The organism is Rheinheimera lutimaris (assembly GCF_013283795.1).
Lineage (GTDB): Bacteria > Pseudomonadota > Gammaproteobacteria > Enterobacterales > Alteromonadaceae > Alishewanella > Alishewanella lutimaris.
Window position 1 is genome coordinate 75,743 of the sequence record NZ_JABSOD010000015.1, and the last position, 16,356, is coordinate 92,098.

A 16,356-nucleotide genomic window follows, 5' to 3' on the forward strand; every position below is an offset into this window, starting at 1 on the left:
CTATCAACTAATATCTTCACCGGCTGCCTGGCGGTCAGCGTGATAGCTGGAGCGCACGAACGGACCGCTGGCGACGTGTTTAAAGCCCAGCTCATAAGCAATGCGTTTAATCTCGTCAAACTCGGCCGGTGGCATATAGCGTTTTACCGGCAAATGATGCTTACTCGGTTGCAGGTACTGGCCTACGGTCAGCATATCAACATCATGCGCGCGCAGGTCTTTTAATACCTCGATAAGCTCTTCGGTGGTTTCACCCAGGCCAACCATTAAGCCGGACTTGGTAGCTACTTCCGGGTGTGCCGCTTTGTAACGCTGTAGCAGCTGCAGTGACCATTTATAGTCGGCACCCGGCCGTGCCAGCTTATACAGGCGTGGCGCGGTTTCCAGATTGTGGTTAAATACGTCCGGTGGTGTTTGCGTCAGAATATCCAGCGCGGTATCCATACGGCCACGGAAGTCCGGCACCAGTACTTCAATTTTAATGCTGGGGTTATATTTGCGAATTTCGCGGATACAGTCGGCGAAATGCTGCGCACCGCCATCGCGTAAGTCATCGCGGTCAACCGAGGTAATTACCACATACTTGAGCTTCATATCGCGGATAGTCAGCGCCAGTTTTTCCGGTTCTTCTGCACTTGGTGGCAAAGGCCGGCCGTGGGCGACATCACAAAACGGGCAGCGTCGGGTACAAATCGCACCCAAAATCATAAAGGTCGCGGTGCCGTGATTAAAGCATTCTGTCAGGTTAGGGCAGGCGGCTTCTTCGCATACTGAGTGCAAGCCATGCTTACGCAGTGCGCCTTTTATCTGGTCAATGCGCTCTGAGCTTTTTGGCAGTTTTATCTTCAGCCACTCCGGCTTACGCAGCATTTGCTCCGGTTCGGTTGGCAGCACCTTAATCGGGATTAACGCCATTTTCTCAGCGTCGCGCAGTTTAACGCCGGGTTCCATACGTGCAGTTTTAGTCATTTTGCCAATCTAACCCTGTAGTGTGCTGCAGTGCTGCGGCATTCAATTGCTGCGAAAAACACTGCACTATTCGTTGTTTGGCCTCGGCAACAGTTTGCGGGCCGCCTAAATCTTTACATTGAACCATTTGCATACCGGCGTAACCACAGGGGTTAATGCGCGAAAACGGGCTTAAATCCATATCAACATTCAGTGCCAGACCATGAAAGGTGCAACCTTTACGCACCCGCAGCCCCAGAGACGCGATTTTGGCGCCATCAACGTAAACACCCGGCGCATCGGCTTTGGCGTAAGCATTAATGCCGTATGGGCTCAGCAGATGGATTAATACCTGCTCCAGCAGGGTGACCAGTTGGCGTACGCCCAGATTGCGGCGTTTTAAATCCAGCAGTACATACACCATCAGTTGGCCCGGGCCATGGTAGGTTACCTGGCCACCACGGTCGACCTTTACCACCGGAATGTCACCCGGAAACAACAGATGCTCTTCCTTGCCGGCCTGGCCTTGGGTAAATACCGGTTGATGCTCCAGTAACCACAGTTGATCCGGCGTGCTGTCGTTGCGCTGATCGGTAAATTGCTGCATAGCATGCCACACGCTGGTGTAATCCTGCGTGGCCAGCTCGCGTATTATCAAGCGCTGCGTAATTGCCGGAGTTTGTTGGCTGTCCTGGTTTGAAACGCTGTGCATTATACCGCCCTTTACACTGAATACGAATGGCTAAGCTGGTGGTACTACCTCAGAGTACGTAACGTACCAGTTCAATTTTGCCAAGCTCGGTGTACAGCAGCTCGATATGCTGTTTACTGGTAACTGTAACACTGACCGATACTGAGTGATAATTGCCTTTACTGCTCGGCTTCACCGCGGGGCTGTAATCACCGGCTTCAGTATGTTTGCGCACGACATTCATCACGTGATCAACCAGAGCATCGTCGGCCACGCCCAGCACTTTAAAGCTGAACTGGCAGGGAAATTCCAAATATTCATCGAACTTGGTGTTCTTTACTTCATGCGCCATCTTTGTCTCACTATCACACTGTGGGCTGTTGCCGTGCTAATTGGGCTAATTGTAACAAAAAGTCCCGGTTGATGCCGGGACTTAGTTTGCTTTTGCTAAGGGCCGTGCTGACTAATTAAACTGCATTTTAACGTAGTCTATCATCCGGCTGAAGAAACCACCTTCAGCCACGTCTTCCAACGCTACCAGCGGGTAGGTGGCAATATCTTCGCCATTTAGCTTTAAATAGATGCTACCAACTTGCTGGCCTTTAGATATGGGGGCTAATAGCTGTTGATCCAAGGTGAAGTCGGCTTGTAAGTCTTTGCGTTGGCCGCGTGGAATAGTAACCTGCACGGACTGCAAAATGCCCAATTGGATATTTTCTTTCTCACCCTGCCAAATACGTTGCTCGGCAAATTTATCGCCTGGCTGGTAAGGAGCAAAGGTCTCAAAAAAGCGAAAGCCATAGGTCAGTAGTTTTTTGTTTTCGCTTTGACGCGCGCGTTCATTGGCGGTGCCCATAACGACTGACACCAGCCGCATGCCGTCGCGGGTAGCTGAGGTGATCAGACTAAAGCCGGCTTCGTCAGTATGGCCGGTTTTAATGCCGTCTACTTCCAGGCTGCGGTCCCACAACAGCGAGTTGCGGTTGTACTGGCGGATATTGTTGTAAGTGAATTCCTTTTCAGCGTATAGCGCGTATTCTTCCGGCACATCACGAATTAATGCAGCAGCCAGTATCGCCATATCGCGTGGTGTAGAGTAGTTCTCGGCGCTGGGCAGGCCATGGCTGTTGCCAAACCGGCTGCTGGTCATGCCTAAACGCTGGGCATGTGCATTCATTAAATCTACAAAGGCGCTTTCGCTACCGGCAATATGCTCGGCCATGGCAACACAAGCATCGTTACCTGACTGAATAATAATGCCTTTGTTTAAGTCGGCAACCGATACTTTAGTACCTACTTCAATAAACATTAATGACGAACCCGGGAAGTTTCTTGCCCAGGCTTTTTCACTGATGGTTACCATATCTTCGTTGGTAATATTGCCGTTTTTCAGTTCAGTGCCAATAACATAGCTGGTCATCATCTTAGTTAAACTGGCCGGCGCCAGCGACATATCAGCATTGTTTTCTGCCAATACCTTACCGGTGTCAAAGTCGATAAGTATATGGCCTTTAGCGGCGACCTCAGGGGCTTGCGGCACGACGGTTTGCGCAATGGCAGATACACTGAAACCGGCACTGGCGATGGACACAGCGGCGACGGCGAAAATATGACAATAACTATTCATGAGACCTGTTCTTTTAATCATTATGGTGAATTAGGTGTCAGCTGCACTGACGGCTATCAAAGAAATATGCATCCGGAAATGCTCCGGCTTTTAACTGCTGCAGCCATTGCTGCGCTTGTTGTTTACTTGCAGTAGGACCTACCAACAAGCGAAAAATTCCGCTGCCGGACTTTATTTCGCTGGGCAGGGCTTGTTGCTGCAAAATTTGCTGCTGTAATTGGTTTAACCGGTTGCTGTCTGAACTGGCCAGCACCTGAATATAACACTGCTCTGCTGTGTCGGTTTGAGTGCCGGTTTGTGCCAACATCGCCGGCGATTGTAACAACTCCAGCTGAACTCTGGCTGTACCCTGCTGTAGCATCCCCAGCTTACTGGCTGCGGAGTAAGACAAGTCAATAATACGGTCGCGGTGGAACGGACCGCGGTCATTTACCCGCACTATGGCAGTTTTCTGGTTGTCCAGGTTGGTTACTTTAACATAAGACGGCAGTGGCAGGGTCTTATGCGCTGCAGTCATGGCAAACATATTGTAAGTTTCGCCGTTAGATGTGAGATGGCCATGAAATTTATTGCCATACCATGAGGCTATGCCGGCTTCACGATGCTCTGTGGCCTGCACCAGTGGTGTGTAGTATTGACCGAATAAGCTGTAGGGTTTATTACCACCCGAACTTAACCGTTCAGCCTGTGGCACCGGGTCGGTCATTTCCAACAAAGTTGGCAGGCGCTGCGGAATACTGTCTTTGGCCTGGCTATAGCGGCCGGCATTCGGTGCGCTACAGCCGATAGTCAGTATTAGCGTGGTTACAAGTAGAACAAGCTGTTTTATCATGGTGCTGCCAACATCCGTTTATGAGTACCCACCGACATAATAACGCCGAAAGCCGCCATTAATGTCACCATAGAGGTGCCGCCAAAGCTAACCAACGGTAACGGCACACCAACTACCGGTAATAAACCCGATACCATACCAATATTGACAAATACATAGACAAAGAAGGTTAGGGTAAAGCTGCCGGCAACCAGTTTACCGTAATTATCCCGGGCACGACTGGCGATAAGCAAGCAGCGACTGATAATAAATAAATATAACCCCAATAGCAGCAGCACACCCATTAAACCCAATTCTTCACTTAACACGGCAAAAATAAAATCGGTGTGACGCTCGGGCAGAAATTCCAGTTGCGATTGGGTGCCATGCAGGTAGCCTTTACCGTCAACACCACCGGAGCCGATAGCAATTTTTGACTGAATGATATGATATCCGGAGCCCAGCGGGTCGCTCTCAGGGTTTAAAAATGTCAGTACCCGCTGACGCTGATAGTCATGCATCAGAAACAACCACAATACCGGCAAAAAGGCAGACACCAACGCGGCAACAAAGGCTATCAGGCGCCAGCTCATACCGGATAAAAACAGTACAAACACGCCGGCAGTGGCGATTAAAATTGAGGTGCCTAAATCCGGCTGCTGCGAAATCAGGATGGTGGGAATGACACACATGATAAATCCGACAACCAGATGCCATAACTTAGGCGGCAAGCTGTGTGAGGCGATAAACCAGGCTACAGCCATGGGCACGGCCAGTTTCATAACTTCCGACGGCTGAAACTTCATAAAACCTAAATCCAGCCAGCGCTGAGCGCCTTTACCAACATGCCCCACCAACAACACCGCCACCAGTAACCCAAGCCCGGCAATAAATAGCGGCAATGACCAGCGTTTCAATGTTTGCGGCTTAATTTGGGCAAAAATAACCATTACTGCCACGGCCACACCGAGGCGCACCATCTGGCCTTTCATCATAGCCATATTTTGCCCGGACGCGCTGTACAGCACCATCAAACCAAAACCGATTAGCGCTAACAATCCCAGTAGCAGCGGAGTGTCGATATGAAACGTAGCCAGCCGGCTGTGGCGGGCGTTGCCGGTAAACTGATCATTCATCGTGATTTACTCCGGCAGCAAAATAATAATCCAGTATTTGCCGTGCCATCGGTGCTGCATTGGCGCCACCGCCACCGGCATTTTCTAAGGCAATGGTGATCACAATACGCGGCTTGTCATAGGGTGCGTAGCCGATATACATGGCGTTATCACGCAGCCGCTCATCAATGGTTTCGGCATCGTATTCGGCATCCTGGGCTATGGCTGCCAGTTGTGCAGTACCGGTTTTACCGCCGGCTTCATAATTGGTGCCGACAAAAGCGCGATGCGCGGTGCCGCCGACATCGCGTACCGTGCGGTGCATGGTATCCATTACCACATCCCAGTTACGTTCATCTACCACATCAATGGTGCGGGTCAGTACCGGTGCTATGGCTTCGCTGCCATTATCATCGCTGAAGGCAGTGACCAGGTGTGGCGTTGGCAGCACGCCTTTATTTAATAACAGCGCGGTGGCGACGGTAAGTTGCAATGGTGTAGTGGTCCAGTAGCTTTGGCCGATACTCAGTGGCACGGTATCGCCCGGGTACCAGGGCTGATTATGTCTGGCGCGTTTCCAGCCGCGTGACGGCATAATACCGCTGCTTTCTTCATGAATATCAATGCCGGTTTTTTCACCAAAACCCATTTTGCTCATGTAATCAGAAATACGATCAATACCCAGCTTTACGCCCATCTCATAAAAGAAGGTATCGCAGCTTTTCATCACTGCTTGATACACATCTACCCAGCCATGGCCCCAACGCAAGTGATCGCGAAAGCGGTGGTCACTGTTGGGCAGCATAAAATAACCCGGGTCCCAAATTTTGGTCGTTGGCGTAATGGTATTGGTTTCCAGCCCCAGCAGAGCAAGGTGTGGCTTAATGGTCGACGCCGGCGGATAAGTGCCTTGGGTGACGCGGTTAATCAGTGGTCGGTCACTCGAGTTGAGCAATTCGTTGTAGTTGGCTGAGCTGATGCCATGCACAAACAGGTTTGGGTCGTAGCCCGGGTTGCTGTAAAACGCTAATACAGCGCCGTCGCGTGGATCTATGGCAACAATGGCGCCGCGTTGCTGTTGCAGTATTTGTTGCGCGGTCAGTTGCAGGCCAACATCGAGGCCTAAATGAATATTGCGGCCCGACACGGCCGGCACAGAGCGTAGCACGCGAATTAAACGGCCACGGTTGTTTACTTCAACTTCCTGGTAACCCATGGTGCCGTGCAGCTCGCGCTGATAAAAACGCTCAAGGCCAATTTTGCCGATATCGCGGCTGGCGGCATAGTTGGCGGCTTCGCCGTCGGCTTCCAATTGTTGCAGTTCGCGGGTATTAATTTTGCCGATATAACCAATGGCATGGGTAAATAAATCGCCAAACGGATAGTGCCGGCTCAGGCGGGCTTCTACCGTAACGCCCTGAAAGCGGTGTTGGTTTACCGCCAGAATGGCAACTTCGCTATCAGTTAACTGCTCTTTCAGCGCTATGCTGTTAAAACGGCGCTGGGCTTTAACTTGCTTTAAAAAGTTATCTTGCTGTGCGGGGCTTAGCTCAATTAATTCTGCCAGCTGTGCCAGGGTGGCGGTCATATCGCTGATTTGTTCCGGCACTAATTCGAGTGAAAATACCGGGCGGTTTTCGGCCAGCAAGATACCGCTGCGGTCATAAATCAGGCCACGGTTAGGCGCCAATGGTACCACTTTAATGCGGTTGCCTTCCGAGCGGGTTTGGTAGTCCTGATACAACACTACCTGTAATTTATATTGGTTGTACACAATGACACAGAACATCAGCACGACAAACAGTATGGCAACGACAGCCCGGCTGTTAAACAACCTGGCTTCAGCAGCAAAATCCTGAATGGCGACGCGTCTTTTTAACATCTCTACTCGCGATGGTACGGATGATTAGTGCAGATACTCCAGGCGCGGTACAGGCTTTCGGCTAACACCACCCGTACTAACGGGTGTGGCAATGTCAGCGCCGACAGCGACCATTTCGCCTCGCTGGCAGCAATACAGGCCGGTGCTAACCCTTCCGGGCCGCCAACCAGCAGGCAAACATCGCGGCCATCGCGTTGCCAGTCGGTTAGTTTGCCGGCCAGTACCGGGCTGCTCCAGTTATCCCCGGTCACTTCCAGCGTCACAATTTTGCTGCCACGCGGCACTGCAGCCAGCATTTTTTCGCCTTCCAGCTCTAAAATACGTTTTATGTCGGCATTTTTACCACGTTTACCGGCCGGGATCTCTACCAGTTCCAGCGCTAAGTCTCGTGGAAAACGCCGCGCGTATTCGTCATAACCGCTTTGCACCCATGCCGGCATTTTACTGCCAACGGCAATCAGTATTAACTTCATACTGTATTAAGCGCTCCAGAGTTTTTCCAACTGATAAAAATTACGGCTGTCTTCCAGCATCACATGCACGACAACATCGTCTAAATCCAGCAATACCCATTCACCTGATGCCTGGCCTTCTATACCCAATGCGCTAATGCCGGCTTTTTTAGCTTCTGCCGCGACATAGTCAGCGATAGATTTAGTATGGCGGTTTGAGGTGCCGGAGCACACTATCATAAATTCAGTAACACTGGATTTGCCACGCACGTCTAAGGTCACGATGTCGCGGCCTTTCATGTCGTCAATTTTGTCCTGAATAAAACTTACCAGCTCGGTTGTTTGCACCCTGATTCCTCTGCGCTTGGAAAAAGCGGCATTTTAGCATAGTTTGCGCGCGGTGATAGCACTCACGCCTGATAGAGTTGCCGCTGTTGAATATAGTTCAATACTGCCGGATCTAAACTGTCACTACAGTCTTGGCCAGACTGTAACTGTTGCCGGATCCCGCTGGCGCTTAAATCGACAATCGGGTTGTCTAACAGCAGAATACGCCCGCTGCGCAAACGCCGCAAACCGGATAACCCTGCCACGCCATACTTCTGCAGCAAAACCGGTGCATCGCCTTGGTCTGCACTGTACCCCGGTCGCTGGCACACCAACAGATGGCAGTATTGCAGGATATGTTGCCAGTCTTGCCAACTGCAAAAATAGCACAATGAGTCCATGCCGATAATAAAGTAAAAGCGGGTATCAGGCTCACGCTCACTCAGCAGACGCATACTGTCAACGGTATAAGACGGGCCGGTTTTATCCAGCTCCAACCGTTCCAGCGCCAGTTGCGGGTAAGCTGCAATGGCCAGTTGCACCATGGCAGCGCGCTGTTCGCCACTAACCCCGGGTGTAGCGCGGTGCGGCGGCAGATGACATGGCATCAATCGTACTTCGTCCAGTTTGCAGCGCTGCTGCACAAAACGGGCGCCGGCAATATGGCCGTTGTGTACCGGGTTAAAGGTGCCGCCAAAAATACCGCTGTGCTTAGTCATACACTGCTTGCTGTTGTAACGAATAGGTTTTCGCTACCGGCTTAATAAACAGCGTGACCAAATGCGCCAGCGCCACCTCAGTGTTGCCTAGCCGGCCACTTTTATACAACCGGTCAAAGGCAGCCAGCTCCTGCAACAAATAATCCAGCCAGCTGACCGACAGCCGCTTTAATGCAGTCTGATACAGCGGCTGGCGTTTAGGCCAGATAGCCAGGCTTTTAAAGCTGTCGTTTAAATTGTGTTGTTGCTGCTGAGCTTGTTGTAACTGGCGCAGTTGCAGCACTTCTTTTTGTAATTGCCAGGCAATAATGACCGGCTCAACATCTTGCTGGCATAAACGGTGTAAGCGGTGCAGCGCTTCGTCAGCGTTACCGGTTAATAAGGCATCGGCTAATTGAAATACGCTGAAGCTGGAGTGATCGGCCAAAAACTGGCTTAATGCGCCGGCATCCAACGGTTGCGGCAAATTGCTCAGCGCCAGTTTTTCCAGCTCCTGACGCGCGGCCAGTAAGTTGCCGGCACAATGTTGTTGCAACAGCACCAGCGCCTCGCTGCTAAGCTGTAAGTGCAGCTGCTTTGCCCGTTCACGCAGCCATTGCTGGCTTTGTCGTTCATCCAGTGCGTACACCGGTATTTGTACTGCCTGTGTTTGCAGCTGTTTAAACCACGCCAGTTTGCTGACGTCGCTGTGGCTGCGCTCACCGTGAATAAGCAGAATAATATCGCTGTGCAGTTGCTGCGGCAGGGCTTTTAGTTGCTCGCCCGCTGCCGGAGTCAACTTTTGCTGGGCCAGCTCCAGTTCGATTAAGCGCCGTTCGGCGAACAGCGACATGGCTTGCAGTTCGTTGCTCAGCTCGTTCCAGTCAAATTGTGCATCGGCAGTTAAACTAATGCGCTCGCTGTAACCTTGTTGCTTAGCGGCAGCACGGATGGCATCAATGGCTTCAAGTTTTTGCAGCGGTTCTTCGCCAAACAGCAGATAACAGGGAGCCAGAGGCCCAGCTAAGTGTTGTGCTAACTGGTTGGCGTACAGTTTTTGCATACTCAGGCTCAGTGCAGCCTGGCCAGTTGACGCATAATACGGTTGGCTGCTTGCTGGCGCAGCTCGCCCAGCATTAATTCCAGTTCTTTTGCCTTCGCCAGAGCCTGGTTCGGGTCGTCCTGATAATCGCGGAACAGTTCAAACTCGTAAGGCTGGGCTTCACCTTCCGGCATCGTCAGCATATAACGTACTTTGTAAATCAGCTCGTATTCTGCGACCTGGCCGTTGGGAAACAATGACAGGGTGCGCCTTTCCAGCGTATCGCTGAGTAACTGCAGCATCGGCGCTGATTGCTGATAGCTGCCCAGCAGTTCTACTTTGTTGTACTCTAAGCGTGAGCTCAGCAGGGCCGCCAGCTCGGAGTGCCGTTCGCTTTGAATATACATGGCCGGAAAGTGGCTTAGTGGCAGATCGCCGCGCAAATGAAAGCCGCAACTGCTAAGCAGTAAGCTGCTTAGCAGGGCAAACACCAGACTAAGGCGGGCCATGTCAGCCCACCACCAGGTTAAGCAATTTACCCGGCACATAAATCACTTTGCGCACCGTTACTCCTTCCAGATGACGATTAACGTTGTCATCGGTTTTTGCCGCTGCCAATACGCTGTCCTGATCGGCATCCGCTGCAACCGTTACTTTACCGCGCACCTTACCGTTTACCTGCACTACTACCAGCTTTTCATCTTCTACCATGGCGGCAGCATCGGCCTGAGGCCAGGCGGTTTGCTCAATACCGTTTTGCTGGCCCAGTTCGCGCCACAGGTACTGTGCAACGTGCGGTGTAATAGGGTTCAGCATTTGCAGCAACGCTAAAATGGCTTCCTGCATTACCGCCCGGTCAAGCTCTGTTGCCAGGCTGGCTTTTTGCAGCTTGTTACTCAGCTCCATAATGGCGGCAATGGCGGTGTTAAAGGTGTAACGCCGGCCAATGTCATCTGATACCTTGGCAATGGTTTTATGCAGCTCGCGGCGCAGGGTTTTCTGTTCGTTATTCAGTGCAGCAAGATCTAAACTGCCGACAGTACCGGCAGTGCTGAAGTCGCTGACTAAGGTGTAAATACGCTTGATAAAACGATGCGCACCTTCTACCGCAGAATCAGACCACTCCAGTGTTTGTTCCGGCGGTGCGGTAAACATCATAAACAAGCGCACTGTATCGGCACCGTACAGGTCGATAACCTTCTGCGGGTCGATGCCGTTGTTTTTTGATTTTGACATCTTGCTCATGCCGGAGGCAACGACCGGCTGGCCGTCTGCATTTAACACGGCGGTTAAAATACGGCCTTTGTCATCGCGTTGTACGGTAACGTCGGCTGGTGAGAACCACTGTTTGCCGCCGTTATCCGTGTCGCGGTAGAAGGTTTCGGCCAGTACCATACCCTGGCACAGTAAGCGTTTAAACGGTTCGTCCGATTGCACTAAACCGACATCGCGCAGCAGTTTGTGGAAAAAGCGGCTGTACAGCAAGTGCAAAATAGCGTGTTCAATACCACCGATATATTGATCAACCGGCAGCCAGTAGTTGGCTTTGGCCGGGTCCAGCATGGCTTTATCATGATCCGGGCTGCAATAGCGGGCATAGTACCAACTGGATTCCATAAAGGTGTCGAAGGTGTCGGTTTCGTGAAACGCTTCGGCGCCGTTGTAGGTGGTTTTGGCCCAGTTCGGGTCGGCTTTAATCGGTGAGGTAACGCCATCCATCACCACATCTTCCGGCAGGCGCACCGGCAGTTGATCTTCCGGCACCGGCACCTGGCTGCCATCGGCCAGGTTCAGCATAGGAATAGGCGTACCCCAATAGCGTTGGCGCGATACGCCCCAGTCACGCAGGCGGTAATTTACTTTTACTTCGCCGCGGCCCATGCCAGCCAGTTTGGCGGCAATAGCGCTGAACGCAGCATCAAACGTCAGGCCGTCAAATTCGGCCGAGTTAACCAACACACCTTTGTCGGTGTAAGCGGCTTGCTCAAGCGTCACGGCGCTGCCATCTGCAGCGGTAACAACTTGTTTAATGGGTAACTGATACTTAGTGGCAAACTCATAGTCGCGCTGATCATGGCCCGGTACCGCCATTACCGCGCCTGAGCCGTAATCCATTAACACAAAGTTGGCCACCCACACCGGTACCTTGTCGCCGGTTAACGGGTGCACGGCGTAAATGCCGGTGGCACAGCCTTTTTTCTCCATGGTGGCAAGCTCTGCCTCGGCCAGCTTGCCGCCTTTACAGTCTTCAATAAAGGCTGCCAGTTCAGCGTTAGTAGCTGCGGCTTGCTGCGCCAGCGGGTGCTGGGCTGCCACGGCAACGTAGGTTACACCGAATAAGGTATCAGGCCGGGTGGTGTACACGCTCAGGCTTTCGCCGGAATCAGCAATATCAAAGCGGATATCGACGCCCTCAGAGCGGCCAATCCAGTTTTTCTGCATGGTTTTAACCTGTTCCGGCCAACCATCTAACTGATCTAAATCTTGCAGCAACTCTTCGGCGTAAGCGGTAATTTTAATAAACCACTGTGCCAGCTCGCGCTGTTCTACTAAAGCACCGGAGCGCCAACCACGACCGTCGATAACCTGCTCGTTCGCCAGAACACACTGATCTACCGGATCCCAGTTTACCGTGGCCATTTTTTTGTATACCAGGCCTTTTTCGTACAGCTTGGTGAAAAACCATTGTTCCCACTTGTAGTATTCCGGCTTGCAGGTCGCCACTTCGCGACTCCAGTCATAGCCAAAACCTAAGCGCTTTAATTGATTGCGCATGTAGTCGATATTTTCGTAGGTCCATTTTGCCGGCGCGGTTTTGTTATTAATGGCGGCATTTTCGGCCGGTAAACCAAAGGCATCCCAACCCATAGGCTGCATAACGTTTTTGCCCTGCATGCGCTGAAAGCGGCTAACTACGTCGCCTATGGTGTAGTTACGCACATGGCCCATATGCAAGCGCCCGCTGGGATAAGGGAACATAGACAGGCAGTAAAATTTTTCTTTGCTGTCGTCTTCTGTCACTTTAAAGGCGTTGGTTTGTTCCCATTGCTGCTGCAGAGAGGTTTCAATCTGCTGCGGGTTGTATTGTTCTTGCATTCAGGTCTTCCGAAAAGGGGTTAGCACGAGTGCCGCCATAGCGGCAAAAAAGTGGCTATAGCATACCGCAGAGCCGTTTTGACAACAATAAGCAGCGTATTGTCTATACTGGTTTTACACCACAGGAGGCGCTATGGCAGATTTTGTAAAGAAGTATCAGCAGTGGCTGAGTGAGTTTAACCAAAGCTTGCAGCAGGCAGAGCGGCAGCAACTGGACAATATGGTTAGTTTTGTCGAGCAACTGAAAGCTTACATTAAAGCCGGCAGGGAGCTGAGTGCCTATGAAACCCAGTTGTTTATTGAAACCCTGAAACGGCAATGGCAGGAACAGGAGGAGCAGCAACACGAGGCTGACGCCGACACTTCACCGTCGCTCTGGCCCGAAGCATTGTGGCAGGAGCTGAGCAGTATTACCGACAAAAGCCAGTTAGAGTGGCAGGAACTGGCACAGGATTTCAAACATCAGGGCGTATATTATCAGGGCGAAGTGGTAGGCATGGGGCGTTATCGTTGCAGCCATTGTTTACAACATATTGATTATACGCATCCTGCCGAACTGCTGGCTTGCAGTCAGTGCGGTGGCGTACAGTTTTTTCGCGAAGGCTTACCGGTATAACACTTAACGTAATAGCCGTTATGCGGCTGTTACGTAGCGTACTTTTTTGTTACACTTGCCTGCCATCTGCATCAGCAAATAAAAACCGGGCGCTTCGCCGGTTAATCTGCCACACATTTACGCAAGAGACACTTTATGACCACTAAAGTACTGGCCTGTATTGATGCTTCACCTTATGCCGAAGCGGTATGTGATTATGCGGTTTGGGCAGCAAAAAAACTCGGTGTGGCCATGTCACTGCTGCACGTGCTGGATAAAGCCCAGCATACTCATACTCCCGATTTAAGCGGTAGCATAGGCCTGGGCTCGCAAGAGCTGCTGTTACAGCAACTGGCCGAGCTGGACGAAAAGCACAGTAAACTGGCGCTGGAGCGCGGCCGCAGTATTTTGGATGCGGCCAAAGCACGGGCTGAACAAGCCGGTGTTAAAGCGGTAGACGAGCGTTTACGCCATGGCCAGCTGGTAGACACCTTAACCGAACTGGAAGATGAAACCCGGTTGCTGGTATTAGGCAAACGCGGTTTTAGCAGCGCTGATGCCCACGGCCATATGGGGCTGCATGTAGAGCGGGTCATTCGCAGTTTACAAAAACCCATATTGTTAACCCAGCAAAACTATAAAACGCCGCAACGCATTATGCTGGCCTATGATGGCAGCGCCACGGCATTAAAAGCTGTGCAAATGCTGGCGGCCAGCCCGCTGGGTAAAGGCCTGCCGGTACATCTGGTGATGGCCGGTACTGACGATGAGGCAGCACGGCAACAAATGGACAGTGCGGCGCAGCTCTTGCGCAGTGCCGGTTTTGATACCAAAACCGCGATAGTGGCCGGCGAGCCGGATAGCGTGTTAAACCAATATCAGCAAGAGCAGGTGATTGACCTGATGGTGATGGGCGCTTATGGCCACTCCCGCATCCGGCAATTTATTGTTGGCAGCACCACTACTGCCATGATTTGCAAAGCCAAGTGCTCCCTGCTGATTTTACGCTAAAGCGAAACCCGGCCATTAGCCGGGTTTTTTGTTGGCGTTAAACTGGTGGTTTTGTGGTTTGGCTGAATTTAGAGTAAATATTCTAACCTGGCTGGTTTACAATAGCGGGCCGTAACATTTTTTATTTCCTAACTGAGGGTGTTAACGTGAGGCAGTGGTTGCTGTGTCTGATAGTGTGTGCAGTGTGTTGTGCATTGTTTTCTCCGGCGGCGTTTGCCGCAACCGGTAGTTTAAATTTAACGCTGGCACCGGTCGGCATTATTTCGTTAGTGCTGTTTTCACTGGCCTATTTGCTGGTAATGGCAGAAGAGAAAATTCATCTGCGTAAATCCAAGCCGGTGTTAGTCGCAGCCGGTATTATCTGGGCGCTGATTGCCTGGCGTTATATGCAGGACGGTATTACCGGTGTAACCGCTGAGGCGTTTCGCCATACTTTGCTTGAATTTGCCGAGTTGATGCTGTTTTTACTGGTTGCCATGACGTACATCAGCGCATTGGAAGAGCGGCGCTTATTTGATGCACTGCGTGCCTGGATGATCCGCAAAGGCTTTAGTTACCGCACCTTGTTCTGGATCAGTGGTGTGTTGGCGTTTTTTATCTCGTCGTTTGCCAACAATATGACCACGGCCATGCTGATGTGCGCTGTGGTAATGAAAGTCGCCGAAGGCGACAAGCGCTTTATTAATCTGATGTGCGTCAATATCGTGGTGGCAGCTAATGCCGGTGGCGCCTTTATCCCGTTTGGCGACATTACCACTTTAATGGTTTGGCAGGCCGGTATTGTTACCTTTAATGAGTTTTTTACCTTGTTTATACCGGCGGTGATGAATTATCTGGTGCCGGCGATTATTATGAGCCTGTTTGTCGAGCGGCGTTACCCGGCTGCACTGCAGGAAGACGTTGAGTTAAAGCGCGGTGCACTGCGTATTCTTATGTTGTTTTTAGCCACTATTGCGCTGGCAGTACTGTACCATTCCTGGCTGGATTTGCCGCCGGTACTGGGCATGATGACCGGCCTGGGCTTACTGCAGTTCTTCGGCTTTTTTCTGCGTAAAACCTTACCCGGCTCACTGGCGCGCAAACGCGCTATGGCCGAGCGCGAAGGCGATATAGAACGGGTGCGAAGCTTAGGGCAAATTGTACCCTTTGATGTATTTAACCGTATTGCCCGCGCCGAATGGGACACCTTATTGTTCTTCTACGGCGTGGTAATGTGTGTTGGCGGCCTGGGTTATATCGGTTATCTGGAAATGTTATCCACCGGCTTGTACGGTAGCGGTAATCCAACCATTGCTAACGTGGTTTTAGGTTTAATGTCATCAGTGGTAGATAACATCCCGGTAATGTTCGCGGTATTAACCATGCAGCCGGATATGTCGCACGGCCAGTGGCTACTTATTACCTTAACCGCCGGCGTGGGCGGCAGCTTGTTGTCTATCGGCTCGGCAGCCGGGGTGGCCTTAATGGGCCAGGCCCGCGGCTACTACACCTTTACCGGCCATTTAAAATGGGCGCCGGTAATATTGCTGGGTTACGCTGCCAGCGTGCTGACGCATTTATATTTAAACGCCGACCTGTTTCAAATTTTCGGCAGCCCGGCCGCGCATTAAGCCGGCCGGCGTTAAGGGGATTGTATGTCTAAAAAAGTGTATTGCATCGCTCAGTTTCAGCCTAAACCCGGCAAGGCTGATGAGCTGTTTAAAGTGCTGCAAAGCCTGGAGCCAAACAGCAACCGCGAAGACGGCTGCCTGCAGTATATCGTTACGCGGCAAATCGCCAGCCCGTTTGCTGAAGGCAAAAGCTTTCCTATTGCCTTTAACGAAATTTGGGCTGACTTAGCCAGCTTTGAAGCGCACTGCCAGCGCAGCGAGATAAAGCACTTCTTCGAAACCTACTGTTTAGCAGAAGATGGCCTGGCAGCGGATTGGAACGTATGCATTTACAGCGACGAACCGGCTAATTTCGACGCACCTGTGTTCGGGTAAATCTGCCGTTTTAGTTCATCAGGCCCTGCAATGCAGGGCTTTTTGTTGTCGGCCTTAAACCACCTCCTATGGAGGT

General features: G+C 51.5%; 17 protein-coding genes. 4 read left to right on the top strand and 13 right to left on the bottom strand.

Features of this window, described 5'->3' with window-relative positions; genetic code table 11:
* Positions 1 to 3: 3 nt before the first annotated feature.
* The 13 genes from lipA to leuS all read right to left on the bottom strand — a co-directional run bounded on the left by lipA (position 4) and on the right by leuS (position 12,689).
* Positions 4 to 969, bottom strand: a complete 966-nt coding sequence (lipA, locus tag HRH59_RS14095) for a lipoyl synthase (RefSeq protein WP_173501914.1) — start codon at positions 967 to 969, stop codon at positions 4 to 6.
* The gene (gene lipB, locus HRH59_RS14100; protein WP_173501915.1) at positions 962 to 1,660 is read right to left on the bottom strand and encodes a lipoyl(octanoyl) transferase LipB; all 699 of its coding nucleotides are present in this window, start codon (positions 1,658 to 1,660) and stop codon (positions 962 to 964) included. The genes lipA and lipB overlap by 8 nt, the downstream gene beginning before the upstream one ends.
* Before the next feature lie 49 nt (positions 1,661 to 1,709).
* Positions 1,710 to 1,991: a DUF493 family protein YbeD gene (gene ybeD, locus HRH59_RS14105; RefSeq protein WP_173501916.1), complete on the bottom strand. Its 282-nt coding sequence runs from the start codon at positions 1,989 to 1,991 to the stop codon at positions 1,710 to 1,712.
* 111 nt (positions 1,992 to 2,102) lie between these two features.
* Positions 2,103 to 3,266: a serine hydrolase gene (locus HRH59_RS14110; protein ID WP_173501917.1), complete on the bottom strand. Its 1,164-nt coding sequence runs from the start codon at positions 3,264 to 3,266 to the stop codon at positions 2,103 to 2,105.
* A 37-nt stretch (positions 3,267 to 3,303) separates the two neighbouring features.
* Positions 3,304 to 4,098 carry a septal ring lytic transglycosylase RlpA family protein gene (locus HRH59_RS14115; protein ID WP_173501918.1) on the bottom strand — a complete coding sequence of 265 codons (795 nt, stop codon included), beginning with the start codon at positions 4,096 to 4,098 and terminating at the stop codon, positions 3,304 to 3,306.
* Positions 4,095 to 5,213, bottom strand: coding sequence for a rod shape-determining protein RodA (gene rodA, locus HRH59_RS14120; protein ID WP_173501919.1), 1,119 nt, complete (start codon positions 5,211 to 5,213; stop codon positions 4,095 to 4,097). Before rodA ends, HRH59_RS14115 begins: the two co-directional genes overlap by 4 nt.
* Positions 5,206 to 7,074 carry a penicillin-binding protein 2 gene (gene mrdA / locus HRH59_RS14125; RefSeq protein ID WP_173501920.1) on the bottom strand — a complete coding sequence of 623 codons (1,869 nt, stop codon included), beginning with the start codon at positions 7,072 to 7,074 and terminating at the stop codon, positions 5,206 to 5,208. Before mrdA ends, rodA begins: the two co-directional genes overlap by 8 nt.
* 2 nt (positions 7,075 to 7,076) lie before the next feature.
* The gene (gene rlmH, locus HRH59_RS14130; RefSeq protein WP_173501921.1) at positions 7,077 to 7,547 is read right to left on the bottom strand and encodes a 23S rRNA (pseudouridine(1915)-N(3))-methyltransferase RlmH; all 471 of its coding nucleotides are present in this window, start codon (positions 7,545 to 7,547) and stop codon (positions 7,077 to 7,079) included.
* A 6-nt stretch (positions 7,548 to 7,553) separates the two neighbouring features.
* Complete coding sequence (gene rsfS / locus HRH59_RS14135) at positions 7,554 to 7,874, bottom strand: ribosome silencing factor (RefSeq protein ID WP_173501922.1); 321 nt, start codon at positions 7,872 to 7,874, stop codon at positions 7,554 to 7,556.
* Between the two features lie 62 nt (positions 7,875 to 7,936).
* The gene (nadD, locus tag HRH59_RS14140; protein WP_173501923.1) at positions 7,937 to 8,572 is read right to left on the bottom strand and encodes a nicotinate-nucleotide adenylyltransferase; all 636 of its coding nucleotides are present in this window, start codon (positions 8,570 to 8,572) and stop codon (positions 7,937 to 7,939) included.
* Complete coding sequence (holA, locus tag HRH59_RS14145) at positions 8,565 to 9,614, bottom strand: DNA polymerase III subunit delta (RefSeq protein WP_173501924.1); 1,050 nt, start codon at positions 9,612 to 9,614, stop codon at positions 8,565 to 8,567. The genes nadD and holA overlap by 8 nt, the downstream gene beginning before the upstream one ends.
* A gap of 8 nt (positions 9,615 to 9,622) precedes the next feature.
* On the bottom strand, positions 9,623 to 10,102 hold the full coding sequence (locus tag HRH59_RS14150) for an LPS-assembly lipoprotein LptE (RefSeq protein ID WP_173501925.1): 480 nt from the start codon (positions 10,100 to 10,102) through the stop codon (positions 9,623 to 9,625).
* 1 nt (position 10,103) lies between these two features.
* A complete protein-coding gene (gene leuS, locus HRH59_RS14155; RefSeq protein WP_173501926.1) occupies positions 10,104 to 12,689 on the bottom strand; it encodes a leucine--tRNA ligase in 2,586 nt (861 codons plus the stop codon).
* A gap of 133 nt (positions 12,690 to 12,822) precedes the next feature.
* Between leuS and HRH59_RS14160 the strand changes: the two genes are divergently transcribed.
* From HRH59_RS14160 to HRH59_RS14175, 4 genes are all read left to right on the top strand, one after another.
* Positions 12,823 to 13,305 (top strand): zinc ribbon-containing protein, encoded by a 483-nt coding sequence (locus HRH59_RS14160; protein ID WP_173501927.1) that lies wholly within the window; start codon positions 12,823 to 12,825, stop codon positions 13,303 to 13,305.
* A 135-nt stretch (positions 13,306 to 13,440) separates the two neighbouring features.
* Positions 13,441 to 14,295 carry a universal stress protein gene (locus HRH59_RS14165; protein WP_173501928.1) on the top strand — a complete coding sequence of 285 codons (855 nt, stop codon included), beginning with the start codon at positions 13,441 to 13,443 and terminating at the stop codon, positions 14,293 to 14,295.
* Between the two features lie 146 nt (positions 14,296 to 14,441).
* Positions 14,442 to 15,905 (top strand): sodium:proton antiporter NhaD, encoded by a 1,464-nt coding sequence (gene nhaD / locus HRH59_RS14170; protein ID WP_173501929.1) that lies wholly within the window; start codon positions 14,442 to 14,444, stop codon positions 15,903 to 15,905.
* A gap of 24 nt (positions 15,906 to 15,929) precedes the next feature.
* Entirely contained in the window at positions 15,930 to 16,280 is a 351-nt protein-coding gene (locus HRH59_RS14175) for a putative quinol monooxygenase (protein ID WP_173501930.1), read from the top strand.
* Positions 16,281 to 16,356 lie beyond the last annotated feature (76 nt).